This is a genomic window from Sphingomonas sp. J315, assembly GCF_024666595.1.
Lineage (GTDB): Bacteria > Pseudomonadota > Alphaproteobacteria > Sphingomonadales > Sphingomonadaceae > Sphingomonas.
Genome location: NZ_CP088296.1, coordinates 3045671 through 3064172, shown reverse-complemented (window position 1 = coordinate 3064172; position 18502 = coordinate 3045671). Strand labels below are relative to the sequence as shown.

Below are 18502 nucleotides of genomic sequence, written 5' to 3'. Positions count from 1 at the left end.
TTGGGAGGCAATCAGGGCTTGCCTTCTTCGCCATGAATTATATGATTTATAAGAAATAGAGTGAGAGGGTTCGGAATGCGCGTGTCCGGGATTACCAGCCGTATCATCATGTTGATGGCGGCGACCGCGATCGCCGGTTGCACACAGACGACCGCTACAGGTTCCGCCGCTCAAGGCGCTACCCCCGCTCGGGCGGCGCCGACAATCGGGAAGCGTCCGAACGTTCTGCTGATCCTGGTCGACGATCTCAAGCCCAGCCTGCGGTCTTTCGGCGACACGCACGCGATCAGCCCCAATATCGACCGGCTGGCGGCGCGCGGCACACGGTTCGAGCGCGCCTATGCCAATCAGGCGGTGTGCGCGCCCAGCCGCATCAATCTGATGACCGGGCGCCGCTCGACATCGACCGGCATCTATAATTTCGGCCAGAATCTGCGCGACTATATGCCCGATGCGGTCACACTGCCCCAGGCATTCATGCGCGCCGGCTATCGTGCCGAAAGCTATGGCAAGGTGTTCCATATCGGGCATGGCACCAAGGGCGACGATGTCAGCTGGTCGGCCCCGCCGGTGAAGGACCATGTCATCGAATATGTCGATCCCGAGAATGCGGGCAAGTCGACGCGAGAGGAAGCGCTGTTCAACGAGATCACCGTTCCGGAGGACGCCGATATCTTCAAATTCGCGGCGGCGCTGTCCCGCGGTGCAGCGTGGGAAGATCCCGATGTCGCCGACGACGCCTATGCCGATGGCCGCATCGCCGCGCGCGCGTCGCAGCGGCTGGCGGAGCTGAAGACCGGCGACCAGCCCTTCTTCCTCGCGGTCGGCTTCGCCCGCCCGCACCTGCCCTTCTCGGTCCCCAAGCGCTATTGGGACATGTACGACCCGGCAAAGCTGCCCATGCCCGATTTCGAGCAGCTTCCAGAGGGGGCACCCGCCTTTGCCGGCAAGATGGGCGGCGAGATCGCCGCCTACACACCGGTCCCCGAAGGACAGGTTCCGGGCAAGCAATTCTCCGATGCGCTCAAGCGCAAGCTGATCCACGGCTATTATGCCGGGGTCAGCTATGTCGATGTGCAGATCGGCAAGGTGCTGGATGCGCTGGAGCGCGAGGGCCTGGCCGACAACACGATCGTCGTGCTGTGGGGCGATCACGGCTATCATTTGGGCGACCACGGGATCTGGACCAAGCACACCAACTACGAACAGGCGGTCCACCTGCCGATCATCTTTGCAGGCCCGGGCACCGGCAAGCCGGGCAGCGCGCCGCGCCAGCTGGCGGAAACGGTGGACATCTATCCGACCCTCGCGCGCCTGGCCGGTGTGCGCCTTGCGCCGGAGACGCAACCGATCGACGGGGCCGATCTGACCCCGGTGCTGCGCGATCCGGCAAAGCGGGTGCGGCCCTATGCCTATCATGCCTTCAACCGTCCCGGTCGGATCGGTCAGGCGATCCGCACCGACCGCTATCGCCTGATCCGCTGGACCCAGGAAGCGAGCGGACAGCGCGTCTATGAACTCTACGACATGGTGGGCGACCCGGGCGAAACGAAGAACATAGCCGATGCCCAGCCCAAGCTGCGCGCTCAGCTCGACGCGATGCTCGACGCCCAGCCCAAACCGGTGTCGGTCAACCTCAAGGCCCAGCGCGAGGCAGCGGCGCGCAACTAGAAATACGAACAGGGGAGAGAGTCATGCGACTGATATTCGCGGCCGCCGCCGCACTGATCGGCCTGTCCGGCCCGGCGCTGGCGCAGGGCGCTCTCGGCGCCAATTACAATGAGCATTATGAGGATGTCGATTATCGCGAGCTGGACCAGGCCGGCGCGAAATGGGTCCGTATCTTCCTCCCCCATGCGCCAGCTCGACGGCAAGCCGGCGATCGAACATGGCGCGGTCAGGACGATCCTCGAGGCCAAGGCCAAGGGGTACAAGACGATCCTGACCTTCAAATATCACTATAACCGCGTCCCCTTTCCCAAGGCGGGGGCGATGAATATGCGCGCCAGATCGCGCGGACCGACGCGGTGCTGCCGCTGGTGATGGGCAAGGTCGACATTCTGATGATCGGCAACGAGCCGTTTATCGAAAGCCGCAAGCAGGACTGGAACCCCAACTTCAACGCCTTTTACGAAGGGCTGGCGCAGCGCGTCATCGACTATCGCAAGCAGCATTGCGCCACCAACTGTCCGACGCGGCTCTATATGGGCGCGCTCAACCAGCTGCCCAACCCGGAATGGCGCAACGCCACGACCGAACGCTGGATGGCGTTCGTCAAGGCGACGCCGGAACTGGACGGCGTCACCATCCACCCGCACATCAACGGCATCGAAAAGTCGAAGATCTTCCTCGATTACATCCTGCCGCGCATGCGCCCGGAGCAGACATTCATCGTCACCGAATTCTCGCTGATCTGGTGGTGGCAGGAGAATATGGAAAAGCCGGTCGCCTCCGCCTTTGCCGACAAATACGGCGCCCCACGCACCGCCCAGAACTGGCAGATCGTGCAGGCGGCGCTCGAAACGCCCTTCCCCAAGGCGCAATGGGACGATTTCCTGAAGATGAGCCCGTGGTTCGAGGGGCGGAAACATTATCTGCGCAACCAGATGAAGCTGTTCCGCGACACCGGCCGCCTTGCCGTCGCGACCTATGGCTTCAAGCAGGGCAGTTCGATGAAGGCCGAATGGGGTCCGAAAAAGACTCCCTGGCTGATCAACAGCGTGTTCGCCCCCGCGACGATCCGCAAGAATGCCGATGGCACGTCCCAGCCCAACTATGCCTGGATCGATGACTTCCGGGCACTGCAGCAGAATTGAGAGCGATGAAGTACCCAGCCCTGTTCGTCGGCATCGCACTGGCCGCCCTCACCGCAGCACCCGTTTGCGCGCAGGTCCAGCCGCTCAAAAAGGCGGTTGCGGACGATATCTTCGCCGACCATCCCTCGATGGACCGCAACGCGACGGTAATGCCCGCCGCCGACGCGCAGCCAGTCGCGGCGATCTTTGCCGAGCGGCCGATCGGGGATGCGTCGATGGCGCGGCTGCCCGGCGGCGGCTGGGTGCTGACCGGCACGACGCTGCGCAACGCGCCGCGCCACGGGGTCGAGCTGTGGACATCCGCCGACGCGAAGAAATGGACTCGCGTCGGGACGGCGAAGATTTCGGGCAACGGGATCGCGACCGGCGACGTGTCGGAACGCTATCTTGCCCCGTCGGTGACGGTCGCGGGCGACGCACTCTACCTCGCTTTCTCCGACAAGACCGGCTGCGCGCGGATCGCGATCGGCAAGGCGGCGACGCCGGGTGGCGCATTTGCAGCATCGCCGTGCCTGGTCGAGGATGCGAGCGACGTGTCGCTGTTCGTCGATACCGACGGGAAGGGCTATCTGATCTGGGGCGGCGGCATGATCGCGCGGCTCGCGCCCGGTTTCCAGAAGCTTGCCGAAGCGCCGCGCTTCCTCAAGCCCGACCAGAAGCTGTTCGCCAAGCATCCGCCCGTCGGAAAGGACTGGCCGGTCCGCACCCGTGTCGGCACGCGCGGCGCGACGATGGCGCGCGACGGTGACAAATATGTCCTGGCCGCGAGCGAGACCACGGGGCGGATGCGCACTGCGACCGAGGATCTGTTCGTCGCCGAGGCGCCCACCCCCTATGGCCCGTTCACGATGCGCGCGCTCGCCGTGCCGCATGCCGGCCGCGGATCGCTGGTGCGCACCGACGACGGCAAGCTCGCGGCGGTCTATAACCCCAAGTGCGACGACAGCTTCGCCCTGTTCTGCGAACAGGTCGGCCTCGCCCCACTCGAACGTGCGCCCGACGGGCGGCTGCGTCAGGCCGCGTCGGTGATCACCGAGGACAGCGCCGTTGCGGCGCGCAAGCCGCTGGTGACGACGGAATCGATGCGCGATCCATCGGTCACGCTGGGCGGCGACGGCTATTATTATCTCGTCGGGACGCTGGACGGCTATGGCTATCACCGCCCCGAGGGTGGGGTGAAGCTGTGGCGCTCAAAGGATCTCGAGAAGTGGGACGAGGTCGGCTTCGTCTGGAAGTGGGAAGGGATGGGCTATGATTTCGGCGGGAATATCGCCGAACTCTGGGCACCCGAAATCATGTGGTCGGCGCGCGACAAAACCTATTATCTTGCTTTCTCCGTCATGGAGCGCGGGGTCGGCGGCAAGACCTGGCTCTACCGGTCGACGAGCGGCAAGGCCGATGGGCCGTATGAGAACGTTACCAAGTCTTATTTCGTGAATGGCATCGACGGATTTCCATTCGAGGATGACGACGGCCTCTATTTCCTGTGGGGCGGCGGCAGCATCGGGAAACTGAACGCGAAGCGCGACGGGTTCGATGGGCCAGTGCGAACATTGGTCGATGCCGATGGCGATCATGTCGGGTACGAAGGCAACGGGTTGATCAAGGTCAACGGCGTCTACTTTCTCACGGGTGCGGAGTGGCATGGTCCACTGCGTACTCACGGTACGTACGACATGATGTACGGCACAGCGAAGACATTGTTCGGCCCGTACAGCCAGCGCCGCATGGGCGCGCCGCATGGCGGGCACGGCACGGCGTTCAGGGACAAGGAAGGCCGCTACTGGTACACGATGTTTGGCAACGACCCGACCGCGCCGTGGCGGATGCAGTTCGGGCTGGTGCCGATCGACATCGGCGACCCCGCATCGATCGGCGTGCCGCGGATCGCGAAATGAGCTGGGGGTATCTGCGCTGGCATCGCGCGTTCGGTATCGGCGCGGCGGGGCTGATCGCCGTCACCGGTGCACCGTCGAGCGCCTTGCCCGCCCCGGTTGGAGCCGCGGCTAAGCAGGCGGCGCGCCAGCCCAACATTCTTTTCATCCTGGTCGACGACATGGGCTATGGCGACCTGTCGATCACCGGCAACCGGCTTGTAGCGACGCCTAACATCGATGCGCTTGCCCGCGACGGCATGTTGATGACGCAATTCTACGACGCCGCGCCGATCTGCTCGCCATCGCGCGCCGGGTTCCTGACCGGACAGTTTCCGGCGCAAAACCGCTTCGTCACCTTCATCGCCGACCGCAAGCGCAACCGCGAGTTCGGGCAGGCCGACTGGCTCGATCCAAAACTACCCAACCTCGCGCGGTCGCTGAAGCAGGCGGGCTATGCCACCGCGCATATCGGCAAATGGCATTTGGGCGGCGGCCGGGACGTTGGCGATGCGCCGCTGCCAACTGCCTATGGCTTCGACGAAAGCTATGTTCAGTTCGAGGGGCTGGGGCCGCGCGTCCTGCCCAGCGATATCGCGAACAATTTGGCACAGCAGAGCGCAGCGCTGGGACAGGGGCCGATCGACTGGCTACCGCGCGCGCAGACCACCGGACGTTATGTCGATCGCGTGCTCGATTTCGTAGGCCGCAAGCGGGCGGCGCCATGTCGCCCAGCTGTGGCTGGACGATGTCCACACGCCCTGGCAGCCCAATGTCGCGCAGGCCGCTGCGGTGAAGGGCAAGGGCCGCGACGCGCGGGAGGACAAGTTCCTGGCGGTGCTGGTCGCGATGGACGCCGAAATCGGACGGCTGGTCGCCGGGCTGCGCGCCGCCGGCGAGCTGGACGACACGCTGATCGTGTTCACGTCGGACAATGGTCCGACCATTGGGGCCGATACGCCCGGATCGGCGGGTCCCTATCGCGGACGCAAGGCGAGTCTGTACGAAGGCGGCATCCGTCAGCCGCTGATCGTCCGCTGGCCCGGACAGGTGCGACCGGGCAGCCGCGACATGCGCAGTGTGGTGCAGGCGGTCGACCTTTATCCGACCCTCGCCAGCATCGCCGGCGCCGCCCGTCCCGTCGGTATGGACGGGATCGACGTCAGTGCGGCGTGGCGTGGCCGGGTGCTGACCAAGCGCCCCGACCTCTACACCCATATTGCCCGCCCCGCCGCCGAACGCGCGTTCGGCCCGCATTATTCGATTCGGTCCGGGCCGTGGAAGCTGTTGATGGATGCCGATGGGTCGGCGGTCGAACTCTATGATATCGCGCGCGATCCGCAGGAGAAGCACGACCGCACGGCCACCGCGCCGCAAGTGGCCGAGCGACTGAAGACGAAACTGTCGGCGTGGATCGGTCGGCTGCCGCCCCGCCCGACTGCCGCCAACTGATCCCGGCCTCCGACACACTGTGAGAGACGCACGCGATTGCGGCTATGTTTCAGTCCGCTTTTGCGGTCTGGAGCTCCAAAGCCGCCAGTCCGCTCACGGCCCATCAGCGGCCTGTCTGCTTTCGTCACGACCAGCCCGTCGACAACGCGCCTTAATGTCGGTCGTTCGCCGGTCCGTGCGCCATAGCTCCTGGCAATCTTAGAACCCTAAAGCGGAGCGAGAGCCTCACGGATTAACCTTATCCATTCCAACATGCCTTTGCTCTTTTGCGAACCAAGCAATGCAACATGTTGAAACTTAATTTTCCTGCTTACCTTTCGGATTCGATCTAGCTGGAAATCGGGCAAGGGCGGAGGGGAGGCCTGAGCTCTCTGTCGCAACGCTACCAGCTCTTGCTCAACCGCAGTTCCGTCAAGAACTTTGCCCTCGATCTCCACGCTCAAGCCTTGGCGAACCATCAAATTGCGTAGGTCAGCCGGATCCTCACCCGCACGAGAAATTGCGCGAGGTAACTTCCTCACCAGATGACTTGCTTTGCCACTGCGCTGGATCTCGTTGCCGACTTGGTGCGCGAAGTGCGCCACCTGCTCATTCCGCGCTTCTCTCCATTCGGTACGAAATTGTTCAAGAACCGCCCGATTGTCGCTGTACCAATCGCTCATCACCCGGCGCAAATCGGGATAGATGTCCTTCAACGATGATTTCCGGAGCGGCACATAGGCTACATTGTCTGGTTCAGAGGCCGAGAGAAAGGCGATGCCCGGGAGATCCTGTAGGGGAATACCCAAGAATCGTGCCACGTCGTAGCTCTCTTTCGACATGCGTTCGACAAGCTTCTCCGTAAGAGTCGGATCCTCACTCCAGCGGAGAGAATGGAAGCGCTCAAACTCATCCTCCAACCGGCCTCCCGGGCTCTCCGGGGGCGGCATGAAGAGCACCCCGATACACAAGTTTCCGTGCAGCAGACTGTCAAGATCGTGACCGTAGTGGACAACATCATCTAGGAAGGCGCGATCATATTCGGTGCCCAGGAAGAGCATGAGGAGACGCGTTTGCCTGAACGCGCCCCGCTCCCATATTCGTTCCAGAACCACGCTACCGGGATCGTAGCATATCATCATGGCAACAACTCCGACTGCAATCTGACGGTCGATCTGTCCTCAGAGTGATAGATCGTAGATTTCACGACAAGTACTGCGAAACCGCATTGTTTTATCATGTCTCGGCGGACGCGGCTCACCGGTCTTTCTGCTTCTTCCCGCTTGCCCACTCTTTTCGCTTGCGCCCACGATCCGCCGACTGGGGAGCGCGGGTAATGTCTGATTTGGTTAGTCTGCAGCATAAGGCGGTCAGGCAACTGACGGCCCCGAAACCGTCGCCATCACGAGGTAGCTCGATTGGTATGCGCATTTGCGTAAACAGGGGTTGCGCCTCTCGACCGAGATGTGGATCCGGGCCATCCGGCATCGGAGCCAGAAATGAGCCAGATCGGAAACGAGAGGCAGCTCAGGCATTGGGATTGCGGGTATAGCACAATGGCAGTGCAGCAGCTTTCCAAGCTGTCCCGCGGAAAAGCCCCTCAAGCTCTCATGAGCTACCGCACCTTAGGTGTCCGACCATTCGCGCCGCGCCGTTCGGAATTGCTAAAGCGCTTGCCAACTGCCCGTCCGCCGTGGATAGAGATCCCTGAGGACGCGGAGCCAAAAAAGAGACAGAACCTAGACGAGACAAGGCTAAGCTACTGAAATGCGGGTGTAGCTCAATGGTAGAGCAGGAGCTTCCCAAGCTCACGACGAGGGTTCGATTCCCTTCACCCGCTCCAGGCCCGCTTCCCGATTGCGCAGTCCCTCTCCTCAACGGGTCATACAGACCCACGCGTCCGTTGCTGCCATCCGCGCAGCACCGCTATGAGGACGCCGCCATCCGATTGATATTTGGGTTTCGTTTTGGCGGCGGCGATGCGCTAGTCGGTATCGATCACTAGCGATTGAGGGGGGACATCTTGGTGCGACCGAACGTCACAATCTTTGCGCTTGCCCTCGCATGTGGCGCGTGCGCTCGCACCTCAGAACCCGTCAGCACAGCCGATGCGACCTCGCTCGACGCGGCGCGCGCGGTGAGCGCGGGTCGCCCGGCCGTGCAGACACATTTGCGGTTGGCGGACGTGCCCAAACCCACCGGCCCGGCTCGCAGCCTGTTCAATGGCCGCGACCTCGACGACTGGGACAGCTGGCTTGGCTATTCCGATCCGGCGATCACCTATCGCGACACTCCCGGCATATCGCCGATTGGCACCAGCCGCGATCGGAGCGGCGACTTCGCCGTGCGCATGATCGATGGCGCGACTGCGATCTGGATCAAGGGTGAAACCTGGGGCAGCCTGGTCCATCGCGAAGATCTGCGCGACTATCATCTGCGCCTGGAGTTCAAATGGGGAGACAAGACCTACGCACCCCGCGAAACATTGCCGCAGAATAATGGCCTGCTCTACCATACGCACGGGGAACCGGGCGAGGTGTTCGGCACATGGTCGCCCTCGATGGAGTTCGAGATCATGCGCGGATCGACCGGAATGCTGGTCACCGTCGGCAGGAATGTTCGGGGGTCGCACCACCGTCGGCCATGACGCCGGCCTGATCGCGCCGCATTTGCGTTTCCAGCTTGGCGGGCACGAGGTGGACATGATCAACGGCACCCCGACCTGGAATGTCGAAGCGGCGCGGGATGCGGAACGGCCCATCGGACAGTGGAACACACTCGACCTGTACGTGGTCGGCGACCGCGCAGTGCATGTAGTGAACGGGATTCCGGTGGCGCAGGTACGCGACATCGCCATAATTGCGCCCGACGGCTCACGCCGGCCGTTGACGCATGGCCGCATCCAGCTTCAGTCGGAAGGGGCCGAAACCTGGTTCCGCAACATCACGATCGAACCGATCGCCAGCATTCCGCGGATCGTCGCCGAGTAGCGACTTCGAAGAGCGGGAGGGCGCGCGTCGGTGCGAGCCAAATCAAGCTGACACTGAGCACCGCCAAAACCCCACCGCCTTGCGTCGAGCGCGCCATTCCTCCTACCAAATGTAATCACCTGCAGGGAGACGATGATGCGCATGATCCTGGTTGCGGCACTGCTGGCGACAACCGCTCCGGCGTTGGCGCATGGGCATCCCGATCCCGCTCCGGCGGCGCAATCCAAACCCGTTCCCAAGGAAGAATTGCTCAAACCGCCCGCCGATGCGGCCGAATATGTCGTCGTGTCCGAGGCTGGGCAGCATGGTAGCCAGTGGCGCTGGCAGTTGCCCGACGGTCGCACCGCCTATCGCTGGTCGCAGGAATTGCGCGGCTGGATCACCGAAATGGACCAGGTCACGACCTTCGCCAGGGACGGCAGCATCAGCGCGCTGACGGTGCGCGGCGTCACCATGTCCGGCGACGCGGCGGAGGAGTATCGCGTGGCGGGCGGCCGGGCGACCTGGAAGACCGCGACGGACGCAGGCGAGGCAGCGGCGGGCGGCTGGTATATCCCGGCGGGCGGGGTGGGGATCGCCTCCGCGCCGATCATCGACGCGCTCGCGGCGGCGGGCGATAAGGGCGTCGCGTTCTTGCCTGGCGGGCGTGGGCGCATGACGTTCGGCGGCACGCAGGTCATTCAGGGGCCGGGCGGACCCAAGACCGTGCAACTCGCCTTCGTGAGCGGAATCCTGCCCTCCCCCTATCCCCGTCTGGCTGGACGACCAGAAGCGCTATTTCGCCGATATCGGCTTCATCTCGGTGATCCCGAAAGGCTATGAGGGCGCGCTCAAGCAGCTGCGCGATGCGCAGGACGCTGCGACGGCACAGGTCGTCACCACGATCGCCAAGCGCTTCCTCGATCCCGCCGCCAAGGCGCCGGTGCTGTTCGACAACGTCCGGTTGTTCGACGCCGACAAGGGCGTGTTTCTGGCGGACCGTGCGGTGCTGGCGCAGGATGGCAAGATCGCGGCGATCGGCGCGGCGGGATCGCTCAAGGCGCCCGCCGGCGCGCGGACGATCGACGGACGCGGCAAGACATTGGTGCCCGGCATCTGGGACAGCCACCTCCATATCGGCGACGACTGGAGCGTGCTGTCGAACATGGCGAACGGCATCACCAGCTTTCGCAGCCCCGGCACCAATTTCGACCGCGCGGTCGAGGCGACGCGGCGGCGCGGCGAAGGCACGCTGTTGATGGGCGAACCGTTCATTTCGGTCATCATCGACAAGAAGGACCCGCTGGCGGCGCAGGGCGCGGAGGTTGTCAGCAGCGTCGAGGAGACGATCGCGACCGTCCGCCGGATCAAGCAGGCCGGGCTGTGGGGCGTCAAATTCTATACCTCGATGAACCCGGCATGGATCGCGCCCGCAGCGGCCGAGGCGCACCGGCTGGGCCTGCATGTCCACGGCCATGTCCCGGCGACGATGAAGCCGAGCGAGGCGGTCGCGGCCGGCTATGACGAACTGACCCATCTCAATTTCGTGGTGATGGAGTCGATGCCCAAGGCGGTGATCGACAAGGCCAACACCCGTCAGCGAATGGAAGGGCCTGCGCGTTACTTCAAGGACGTCGATCTCGACGCGCCGCTGATGACGGGCTTCGTCGCCGACCTAGCGCGGCGCAAGACGGTGGTCGATCCGACGATCGTGATCTTCGAAGGGATGCTGACCCAGGACGGCGGCAAGCCGCACCCGGCCTACGCCCCGTATATGGGGATCATCTCACCAGTCATCGAACGCTCGGCCTTCACCAGCGGCGGCTATCCGCTGGTCGAGGGGCTGACGCGCGACGATTACCGCAAGAGCTATGCGAAGATGGTCGAGCTGGTCGGGCGATTGCACAAGGCCGGAGTGACCGTCGTCGCGGGCACCGATGGCTGGGGCATAGAACTTGTGCGCGAGCTGGAAATCTATCAGCAGGCCGGGTTCAGCGCGGCGGAGGCGCTGCAGAGCGCGACCATCGTCCCCGCGCGCGTGGTCGGTGCCGACAAGCGGACGGGATCGATCGCGGTCGGCAAGGAGGCCGACATGGTGCTGGTCGATGGAGACCCATCGACCGAACTGGGCGCACTGCGCCGCGTCGTCACGGTGGTCAGCGACGGCTATGTCATGGACGCCGCCGAACTGCGCAAGGCGGCGGGGTATAGCGGGATGCCGAAGTAAGCGCGGCGGGGGCGGGTTGCCGCCCCCGCGCCTTCACTCCACCGTCACCGACTTGGCAAGGTTGCGGGGCTGGTCGACGTCCGTCCCCTTGGCCACCGCGACGTGGTACGCCAGCAGCTGCACCGGCACCGCGTAAACGATCGGCGCGATCAGCGGGTGGACCTTGGGCATCTCGATCGTCGCCAGGCAATTGTCGCCCGCTGCGGCGATCCCCTCGGCGTCGGAGATCAGCACCACCTTGCCACCGCGCGCCTGCACTTCCTGCATGTTGCTGACGGTCTTTTCGAACAGCGGGCCGCTCGGCGCGATGACGATCACCGGCACATTCTCGTCGATCAGCGCGATCGGGCCGTGCTTCATCTCGCCCGCGGCATAGCCTTCGGCATGAATATAGCTGATTTCCTTGAGCTTCAGCGCGCCTTCCATCGCCAGCGGATAGTCGGTGCCACGGCCGAGATACAGGACGTCGCGCGCACCGGCGACGCTGCCCGCCATCGCCTCGATCGCATCGTCACGGCTAAGCGCGTCGTTGAGCGCGGCGGGGGCTTCGGCGAGGTGGAGAACGATCGCCTTCTCCTCGGCCCGGTCCATCCGCCCTTTGGCCTTGGCGAGATTGGCGGCGAGCGCGGCGAGCACCGCGAGCTGGCAAGTGAACGCCTTGGTCGATGCAACGCCGATCTCCGGCCCCGCATGGGTGGGCAGCAGCAGGTCGGCCTCGCGCGCCATCGTGCTGGTCGGCACGTTGACGACGGCGGCAATCGTCTGCCCCTCCGCCTTGGCATGGCGCAGCGCGGCAAGCGTGTCGGCGGTCTCACCCGACTGGCTGATCACGATCATCAGCCCGCCCGGCTCCATCACTGGTGCGCGATAGCGGAACTCGCTCGCGACATCGATGTCGACCGCGACGCGCGCGAACTGCTCGAACCAGTATTTGGCGACCATGCCGGCATAAAAGCTGGTGCCGCATGCGACGATGGTGACACGACGGATGCTCGACAGGTCGAATTCGGGGATCGGGAGTGTCACTTCCTCCTCGAGCCGCTGGAGATAGCCGCGCAGCGTCTGTGCGACGACGATCGGCTGCTCGTAGATCTCCTTCGCCATGAAGTGGCGGTGATTGCCCTTGTCGATCAGCTGGCCCGACGCGCCCGAATTGACGATCGGGCGCTCGACGGCGTTGTTCTCGACGTCATAGACCTGCGCGCCTTCGCGGGTGAGGACGACCCAGTCACCTTCCTCGAGATAGGAGATGCGCTGAGTCAGCGGCGCGAGCGCGAGCGCGTCGGAGCCGAGATAGGTTTCTCCCTCGCCATAGCCCACAACCAAAGGCGACCCGAGCCGCGCGCCGATCAGCATGTCGGGGTGGCTGCGAAACAGGATGGCAAGCGCGAAGGCACCGTGGAGCCGCGGCAGCACCGCCTTGACCGCTGCGACGGGATCGAGCCCGGCCTCGACCTGTTCGCTCACCAGATGCGCGACGATTTCGGTGTCGGTCTCGCTCTCGAACACCCGGCCGCGCGCCTTCAGCTCTTCACGCAGCGGCTTGAAATTCTCGATGATGCCATTGTGGACCAGCGCGACCTCGTCGGTCGCATGCGGGTGCGCGTTGCTGGTGGTCGGGCCGCCATGCGTCGCCCAGCGGGTATGCGCGATGCCGGTCGTTCCGGGCAGCGGGTCTTCAGCCAGGACCTTGCCCAGATTGACCAGCTTGCCCGACGCACGGCGGCGCTGGATTCCCCATCGACGATGGTGGCGATGCCGGCCGAGTCATAACCGCGATATTCCAGCCGCTTCAGGCCATCGAGCAGCCGGTCAGCAACGTCTTCGCGGCCCAGAATTCCAACGATTCCACACATGGGGTCTGCTCTCGACTCTAGAGGGTATAGGGGACACGGATGCCCGGCATGTTCGCCGGGAAATCCCTGGTATTGCGGGTGACGAGGACGCGGCCGCGAATCTGGGCGGTCGCAAGAATGATGGCATCGGGCGATTTGAGGCGGGGGCGTTCGCGACGGAGCGCGGCGGCGCGATGCGAGATTTCCTCGTCGATCTCATCGAGGCCGAAGCGATCGACAAAGGTCATCACGTCGCGGACGGCGGCGTCACTGCCCTTTGACAGCACCTCGATCCACGCCATCCGGCTGATCCACATCCGCGTGCCGCTCTGCGCGATCCGGCGCAATTCATGGTGCGCGGGCTCGTGGTTCATCAGGGCATCGATGACGATATTGGCGTCGAGGCTATAGCCGCTCATGCGGTGCCCTTGTCACGTCCGGCGTCGCGCTCGGCCTCTGCCTTGCGCGTCAGTGCGAGATAGTGCGCGCGTTCCTTGTCGTCATATTCATCGAAGCATTCGGGCGATTCCGCGCGAACCTCCTCGTAATCATCGTCCCACGGGCGCGTCCATTCGGCACGCCGCTGCCGCTCATACTCAAGCGGATCGGCGGCGATGCCGTGACGCGCCCAGGCGCCGAAGCCGATGTCGAGCCAGTCCTTGGGCGCTTCCGACCGATAGGCGGCCACCGCCTCACGCAGCACTGCCGCGCGCGACTTGCCCTGCTCGGCCGCCTGAGCGTCGAGCCATTTGATGTCCTCATCGGGCAGATCGGCAAGGATGCGGGTCATTGATATACTGATATCATATCATGATATCATGTCAATGCGGGAAGTTGGTATCGACAAAGCTGCGCATGAATTCGACCGGGTCGGGCTCGTGCCCCTGCGCGGCGATGAACTTGGCGCGCCCCTTGGTCCACACCTCGTTGATCGCACCCGCCATCCCGTCGGGAAACTGCATCCGCTGCACGACGATGGCGCGCCAATCGCCGGTCGCGCCGAACATCGCGTGGAACGCCGGTTCCTGCGCCGTCAGTGCCGCGTCGCTGTCCGCATCGAGCGCGCCGATCGCGTCGAGGACATAGGCGTCGAGCAGCTTGAGGAACGGCTTGCCTTCGTAGATATCGCTCATTTCGCCGCCTTTCGTGCAGCCATCGCCGCGCGGAACCGCTTGGCCCAGCCGGCGCGCGCGGTCTGTTCGGGGCGGACCAGCGCCAGTGCGTCGGCCTCGACATCCTTGGTCACGACGCTGCCCGCGCCGACGATCGCGCCCTCGCCAATCGCCACCGGCGCGACCAGCGCGCTGTTCGATCCGATAGATGCTCCAGCCCCAATCACGGTCGGATATTTGAAGAAGCCGTCATAGTTGCAGGTGATCGTCCCCGCACCAATGTTCGCGCCCTCCCCCCACCTGCGCATCGCCCAGATAGGTGAGGTGGTTGGCCTTGGCGCCCTTGCCCAGCACGGCCTTCTTGGTCTCGACGAAGTTGCCGACCTTGCTCTTCTCGCCGAGCACCGTGCCCGGGCGCAGCCGGGCGTAGGGGCCGACTTCCGCGCCGGTCGCGATCGTCGCGCCCTCGATATGGCAGAAGGCGCGGATGGTGACGCCGTCCGCGACGGTCACGCCGGGGCCGAACACCACATTCGGCTCGACCGTCACATCGCGGCCCAACACTGTATCGTGCGCGAACCACACCGTCTCCGGCGCGATCAGCGTCGCGCCATCGGCCATAGCAGCCAGGCGGCGGGCGGCCTGCCAACGATCCTCGGCATAAGCGAGCTCGGCGCGGCTGTTGATCCCGATCACCTCATCGGCATCGGTCTCGACTACCACCGCGCGGTCGCCATCGGCCAGCGCGAGCATGACGATGTCGGGGAGGTAATATTCACCCGCCGCATTCTCGTTGCCGACGCGGTCGAGCAGCGGCCACAGGTCGGCGGCGCGGACGGCGGTGACGCCGGAATTGCACAGATCGACTGCGCGTTCCTCGGGAGTCGCGTCCTTATATTCGACCATCTTGGCGATCGCGCCATCGGCGTCGGCGATGATCCGGCCATAGGCCTTGGCATCGTCGGGCCGGAAGCCGAGCACCGCGACGCGCGGCGCATCCGCCGCATCGAGCCGCGCCGCCATCGCCTCGATGGTTTCAGCGGACAGGAAGGGCGTGTCACCGAAGGCGACGATCACGATGCCCTCGAACCCGGCCAGCGCATCGCGCGCCATCAGCGTTGCGTGGGCGGTCCCGAGCTGTTCGTCCTGATGCGCGATCCGCACGCCGAGCGGCGCGACCGCCGCCTCGACCTGTTCGCGCCGCGCGCCCACGACGACGACCTTCTCTGCCGCACCTGCCGCCGCAAAGGCGTCGGTCAGGTGCAACAGCATCGGCTTGCCCGCAATCGGGTGCAGCACCTTGTGCGTATCGGACTTCATCCGCGTCCCGCTTCCGGCGGCAAGGATGATCGCGGCGATCGGCTTGGTCATCGGTTGAAAGCTCCCCTTAGCCGCGCCCCTGCCACGATCATGTTGCAATTTCCATAGCGGCGCATGCATTTGAAGCGATGACCGATTTTCCGTTCGACATCGTCGGGTTCGATCTCGACGGCACGCTGCTCGACACCAGTGCAGACCTGCTCGCCGCGACCAACCACGCGCTGGCGCTGGTGGATCGCCCCACCCTCGCGCCCCACCGGATCAGGTCGATGATCGGCGGCGGGGCGAAGAACATGCTCAAGCAGGGGCTGCACGAATCGGGGGGCTATGACGAAGCGGTGATGGCGACGGCGTACCCGGCGCTGCTCGAATTCTACGGCGACAATCTCTCCCACGGCACGGTGCCGTTCGCGGGACTCGGCGATGCGCTGGATGAACTGGAGGCGCGCGGGGTCAGGCTCGCCATCGTCACCAACAAGTTCGAACGGTTTGCGACCCGGCTGGTGCGTGAGGTCGGCCTCGACCACCGCTTCGCCTGCGTCATCGGCGGCGACACGATGGGACGCGACAACGCCAAGCCCTCTGCGGCCCCGATCCACGAGATGATCGCACGCTGCGGCGGCGGGCGCGCGGCGTTCGTCGGCGATTCGATCTACGACATCATGGCGGCGAAAAATGCGGGCATCCCGAGCATCGCGGTCAGCTTCGGCTTCCTGATGCAGCCGGTCGCGGAGCTTGGCGCAGACGCGGTGATCGACGGCTATGACGAGCTCGTCCCGACGCTCATCCGGCTGGGCGATAGCCTTTCCGCCACTTCGTCCACAAATGCTTCGCCAGCATGAGCGGCGGCATGCGCAGCCAATGGCCGCGCAGATAGAAGCCCATCTCGGCCAGCTTGCGCGTCCGCTGCCCCCAGCCATCGCGGGCGAGCAGGCGGCGCACATAGATGCGGTCGCCCAGCGTCAGCGCCGCGCCCTCCCCGAAGAGATATTCCGACAACCGTAGCGACCGTGCGACCTCTCGGGTCAGGCCGTGCTGCGCAGCGCAAGCGGCGAGCTTCAGGTCAAAACCACTACCGTCAAATTCGTCGAGCAGGCAGCGGATGTCCCACAGGTTCCGCAGCCCACCCTGCAAATCGCCATCCGCGAACAGATGCGCGGCGGCATGGACGATCATCCCCTCGGGCGGCAGCACGGCCAGGCCATTGCCCAGCGGCTCCGCGCTGGCGATCAGCGCCCCCGCATCCGGTGTCACCCGCGCAGTCAGCGGCAGGATCGTGTGGTGGACGTCGATCATCCGATCGCGCTCGCGATGGATCAGCGGAGGCAGCTCGTGCATCCAGCGGCGGTAATAGGCGTCGTCATAGGGATCGGGCTTCACCCATTCCCATCCGGCGGACAGCAAAAGTCCTTCGGCCTCCTCGATCCGCTCGCGCGGCACGAGGATGTCGAGATCTCCGATCTGCCGCCCCTGTCCCGCCGACAGCCCGCTCGCGACGAACGCAGTGCCCTTGAGCAGCACCACCGGCATCCCGCTGGGCACAAGCGCGCGCCGCGCCATTTCCGCCTCCCACAATGCTGCCATCCGCCCCTGCTCCGCCGCCGCGCGGGCATCGGCGAGCACGCGCGCGGCGGCGTCGGGAATGGCCAGCCCCTCGACGCGATGCGCCAGGCTGCCAATCAGCGTCTCCGCCCGCGCCGCGCACAGCAATTCGGTCCAGCCCTGCGCATCAAGCGCCAGCACCGACGCCGGATCGCGCAGCGCGCGGGCGACCAGCGCGCCGCTCACGCCACTTCCCCCCATAGCCGCTCGACCAGCGTGATCGCGCCATCGGTATCGGGATAGTCGATCGCCCGCGCCGGGACGCCGCGCACAAGGGCCGTCAGCGCGTCGAACCCCGCCTCGCCCAGCGCCACATAGTTGGTTGAGGCTTGGGTGAGCCGCACGAAACACTCGCTCGGCTCGACCGCCCGCTCGGCGACCTGATGGCCGAACGCAGGAAACAGGATCAGCGCGGGCTTGGCCGACACGTCCATCGCCGCAATCGCTCGGGCATCGGGGACGAGGTGGCGGATATCGCCCTTCGGCGTCCCCTTGAGCAGCGGCCCCCAGCGCGCATCGGGCAGCATCGCCCGCATCACGCCGATCGCTTCGTTCTTGAGGCTGATCAGACGCGGAAAGCCGTGGAGCATCCCCGTCGCCGGGTCGAGCAACGCGAATTCGTCACCCATCAGCCGCCACCCGCGCGCCATCAGCAAGGCGGCGAGCGTCGATTTTCCGGCCCCGCTTTCCCCGGTCATCAGCAACGCGCGACCGCCCTTTTCGACCGCAGATGCGTGCAGCAGCAGATAGCGCCTTTGCCCCAGCGCCATCTGGAGGTTCATCGCCATCTCCGCCGCCAGCACGCCTTGCGCCAGCGGCAGCGGTGCCGCCTCCGGGATCACGAAATCCCCGCCCAGATGCACCGCCGGACGGATCCAGCGGCGCCAGAAGCGCGCGGCGAACAGGCGCACGGTGAAGTCGGGGATGCCGTCCTGCGGCTGCGGATAATCGCGGTAGAGATCGTCCAGCGCGGCGATCGGCGCGCGCCAGTCGCTGCCGATGCGAAACCCGACCCGGCCGATTCGCAGCGTGGTGGCATGGCGCATCAGGCGCGCTCCACCAGCCCGGATGCGACCAGCTCGTCGAGCCTCGCTTCGAGTGCCGCTGCATCCGGATCGATCAGGTCAAACCGCTCCGCCAGCGCCGCCAGCGCCTGTTCCAGCGTCAGCGGCTCGGCGAGCAGGTCCAGCAACTCCGGCACCGGCGAGTCGACCAGATGGGTGATTCCCGACGCCCGATGATAGATCAGCGTCAACGCATCGAGCGGTTCGATCCGCAGCGTCGCGGCAGGCGCGGCGCGATATCGAGTCACGCGG

The 18502-nt window shown here is 65.1% G+C and carries 17 protein-coding genes, 1 tRNA gene and 3 pseudogenes; 12 read left to right on the top strand and 9 right to left on the bottom strand.

All coding sequences use genetic code 11. The features are described from left to right. The first annotated feature begins 75 nt into the window (after positions 1-75). The 6 genes and pseudogenes from LRS08_RS15565 to LRS08_RS15540 all read left to right on the top strand — a co-directional run bounded on the left by LRS08_RS15565 (position 76) and on the right by LRS08_RS15540 (position 6142). Positions 76-1671 carry a sulfatase gene (locus LRS08_RS15565; protein ID WP_374580006.1) on the top strand — a complete coding sequence of 532 codons (1596 nt, stop codon included), beginning with the start codon at positions 76-78 and terminating at the stop codon, positions 1669-1671. Between the two features lie 183 nt (positions 1672-1854). Further along, the gene (locus LRS08_RS15560; protein ID WP_260480924.1) at positions 1855-2043 is read left to right on the top strand and encodes a hypothetical protein; all 189 of its coding nucleotides are present in this window, start codon (positions 1855-1857) and stop codon (positions 2041-2043) included. Beyond that, complete coding sequence (locus LRS08_RS15555) at positions 2028-2816, top strand: hypothetical protein (RefSeq protein ID WP_260480923.1); 789 nt, start codon at positions 2028-2030, stop codon at positions 2814-2816. Before LRS08_RS15560 ends, LRS08_RS15555 begins: the two co-directional genes overlap by 16 nt. 5 nt (positions 2817-2821) lie before the next feature. Then, positions 2822-4714: a family 43 glycosylhydrolase gene (locus tag LRS08_RS15550; protein ID WP_260480922.1), complete on the top strand. Its 1893-nt coding sequence runs from the start codon at positions 2822-2824 to the stop codon at positions 4712-4714. Next, a pseudogene (locus tag LRS08_RS15545) lies at positions 4711-5184 on the top strand (sulfatase); the annotation flags it as partial. The gene LRS08_RS15550 and the pseudogene LRS08_RS15545, both read left to right, overlap by 4 nt. Before the next feature lie 241 nt (positions 5185-5425). Continuing rightward, on the top strand, positions 5426-6142 hold the full coding sequence (locus tag LRS08_RS15540) for a sulfatase-like hydrolase/transferase (protein WP_312026690.1): 717 nt from the start codon (positions 5426-5428) through the stop codon (positions 6140-6142). A gap of 206 nt (positions 6143-6348) precedes the next feature. On the opposite strand, the gene LRS08_RS15535 is transcribed toward LRS08_RS15540, so the two are convergent. Next, the gene (locus LRS08_RS15535; protein ID WP_260480921.1) at positions 6349-7263 is read right to left on the bottom strand and encodes a hypothetical protein; all 915 of its coding nucleotides are present in this window, start codon (positions 7261-7263) and stop codon (positions 6349-6351) included. 627 nt (positions 7264-7890) lie between these two features. Here LRS08_RS15535 and LRS08_RS15530 point away from each other — a divergent pair. From LRS08_RS15530 to LRS08_RS15510, 5 genes are all read left to right on the top strand, one after another. Beyond that, a tRNA-Gly gene (locus LRS08_RS15530) sits at positions 7891-7964 on the top strand. A gap of 315 nt (positions 7965-8279) precedes the next feature. After that, a complete protein-coding gene (locus LRS08_RS15525) occupies positions 8280-8768 on the top strand; it encodes a DUF1080 domain-containing protein (protein WP_260480920.1) in 489 nt (162 codons plus the stop codon). Further along, positions 8737-9111: a DUF1080 domain-containing protein gene (locus LRS08_RS15520; protein WP_260480919.1), complete on the top strand. Its 375-nt coding sequence runs from the start codon at positions 8737-8739 to the stop codon at positions 9109-9111. The genes LRS08_RS15525 and LRS08_RS15520 overlap by 32 nt, the downstream gene beginning before the upstream one ends. 132 nt (positions 9112-9243) lie before the next feature. Continuing rightward, positions 9244-9933 carry a hypothetical protein gene (locus LRS08_RS15515; RefSeq protein WP_260480918.1) on the top strand — a complete coding sequence of 230 codons (690 nt, stop codon included), beginning with the start codon at positions 9244-9246 and terminating at the stop codon, positions 9931-9933. Beyond that, positions 9914-11317, top strand: a complete 1404-nt coding sequence (locus LRS08_RS15510) for an amidohydrolase family protein (RefSeq protein WP_260480917.1) — start codon at positions 9914-9916, stop codon at positions 11315-11317. The genes LRS08_RS15515 and LRS08_RS15510 overlap by 20 nt, the downstream gene beginning before the upstream one ends. 33 nt (positions 11318-11350) lie before the next feature. Here LRS08_RS15510 and glmS read toward each other — a convergent pair. From glmS to glmU, 5 genes and pseudogenes are all read right to left on the bottom strand, one after another. Further along, positions 11351-13173, bottom strand: a pseudogene (gene glmS / locus LRS08_RS15505) (glutamine--fructose-6-phosphate transaminase (isomerizing)). Between the two features lie 17 nt (positions 13174-13190). Continuing rightward, complete coding sequence (locus tag LRS08_RS15500; protein WP_260480916.1) at positions 13191-13571, bottom strand: PIN domain-containing protein; 381 nt, start codon at positions 13569-13571, stop codon at positions 13191-13193. Next, the gene (locus LRS08_RS15495) at positions 13568-13942 is read right to left on the bottom strand and encodes a ribbon-helix-helix protein, CopG family (protein WP_257842835.1); all 375 of its coding nucleotides are present in this window, start codon (positions 13940-13942) and stop codon (positions 13568-13570) included. Before LRS08_RS15495 ends, LRS08_RS15500 begins: the two co-directional genes overlap by 4 nt. 31 nt (positions 13943-13973) lie before the next feature. Further along, a complete protein-coding gene (locus LRS08_RS15490) occupies positions 13974-14285 on the bottom strand; it encodes a hypothetical protein (RefSeq protein ID WP_257842836.1) in 312 nt (103 codons plus the stop codon). Next, positions 14282-15635: pseudogene (gene glmU, locus LRS08_RS15485) on the bottom strand (bifunctional UDP-N-acetylglucosamine diphosphorylase/glucosamine-1-phosphate N-acetyltransferase GlmU). The gene LRS08_RS15490 and the pseudogene glmU overlap by 4 nt, the downstream one beginning before the upstream one ends. Positions 15636-15712: 77 nt before the next feature. On the opposite strand from glmU, the gene LRS08_RS15480 reads away from it, so the two are divergent. After that, positions 15713-16426, top strand: coding sequence for an HAD-IA family hydrolase (locus tag LRS08_RS15480; RefSeq protein WP_257842838.1), 714 nt, complete (start codon positions 15713-15715; stop codon positions 16424-16426). Here LRS08_RS15480 and LRS08_RS15475 read toward each other — a convergent pair. From LRS08_RS15475 to LRS08_RS15465, 3 genes are read right to left on the bottom strand one after another with little or no spacing between them, the layout of a single operon-like run. After that, positions 16368-17372 carry a nucleotidyltransferase family protein gene (locus LRS08_RS15475; RefSeq protein WP_260480915.1) on the bottom strand — a complete coding sequence of 335 codons (1005 nt, stop codon included), beginning with the start codon at positions 17370-17372 and terminating at the stop codon, positions 16368-16370. The genes LRS08_RS15480 and LRS08_RS15475 overlap by 59 nt on opposite strands. Beyond that, a complete protein-coding gene (locus LRS08_RS15470) occupies positions 17369-18232 on the bottom strand; it encodes an HprK-related kinase A (protein WP_257842839.1) in 864 nt (287 codons plus the stop codon). Before LRS08_RS15470 ends, LRS08_RS15475 begins: the two co-directional genes overlap by 4 nt. After that, the gene (locus LRS08_RS15465; protein ID WP_257842840.1) at positions 18232-18498 is read right to left on the bottom strand and encodes an HPr-rel-A system PqqD family peptide chaperone; all 267 of its coding nucleotides are present in this window, start codon (positions 18496-18498) and stop codon (positions 18232-18234) included. Before LRS08_RS15465 ends, LRS08_RS15470 begins: the two co-directional genes overlap by 1 nt. Positions 18499-18502 lie beyond the last annotated feature (4 nt).

Excerpts from the sequence above, each read along its gene's own strand:
- LRS08_RS15565 (WP_374580006.1), top strand. The coding sequence starts at position 76 with ATGCGCGTGTCCGGGATTACCAGCCGTATCATCATGTTGATGGCGGCG.
- LRS08_RS15560 (WP_260480924.1), top strand. The coding sequence starts at position 1,855 with ATGCGCCAGCTCGACGGCAAGCCGGCGATCGAACATGGCGCGGTCAGG.
- LRS08_RS15550 (WP_260480922.1), top strand. The coding sequence starts at position 2,822 with ATGAAGTACCCAGCCCTGTTCGTCGGCATCGCACTGGCCGCCCTCACC.
- LRS08_RS15535 (WP_260480921.1), bottom strand. The coding sequence starts at position 7,263 with ATGATGATATGCTACGATCCCGGTAGCGTGGTTCTGGAACGAATATGG.
- LRS08_RS15520 (WP_260480919.1), top strand. The coding sequence starts at position 8,737 with ATGTTCGGGGGTCGCACCACCGTCGGCCATGACGCCGGCCTGATCGCG.
- LRS08_RS15515 (WP_260480918.1), top strand. The coding sequence starts at position 9,244 with ATGATGCGCATGATCCTGGTTGCGGCACTGCTGGCGACAACCGCTCCG.
- LRS08_RS15500 (WP_260480916.1), bottom strand. The coding sequence starts at position 13,571 with ATGAGCGGCTATAGCCTCGACGCCAATATCGTCATCGATGCCCTGATG.
- LRS08_RS15495 (WP_257842835.1), bottom strand. The coding sequence starts at position 13,942 with ATGACCCGCATCCTTGCCGATCTGCCCGATGAGGACATCAAATGGCTC.
- LRS08_RS15490 (WP_257842836.1), bottom strand. The coding sequence starts at position 14,285 with ATGAGCGATATCTACGAAGGCAAGCCGTTCCTCAAGCTGCTCGACGCC.
- LRS08_RS15480 (WP_257842838.1), top strand. The coding sequence starts at position 15,713 with ATGACCGATTTTCCGTTCGACATCGTCGGGTTCGATCTCGACGGCACG.
- LRS08_RS15470 (WP_257842839.1), bottom strand. The coding sequence starts at position 18,232 with ATGCGCCATGCCACCACGCTGCGAATCGGCCGGGTCGGGTTTCGCATC.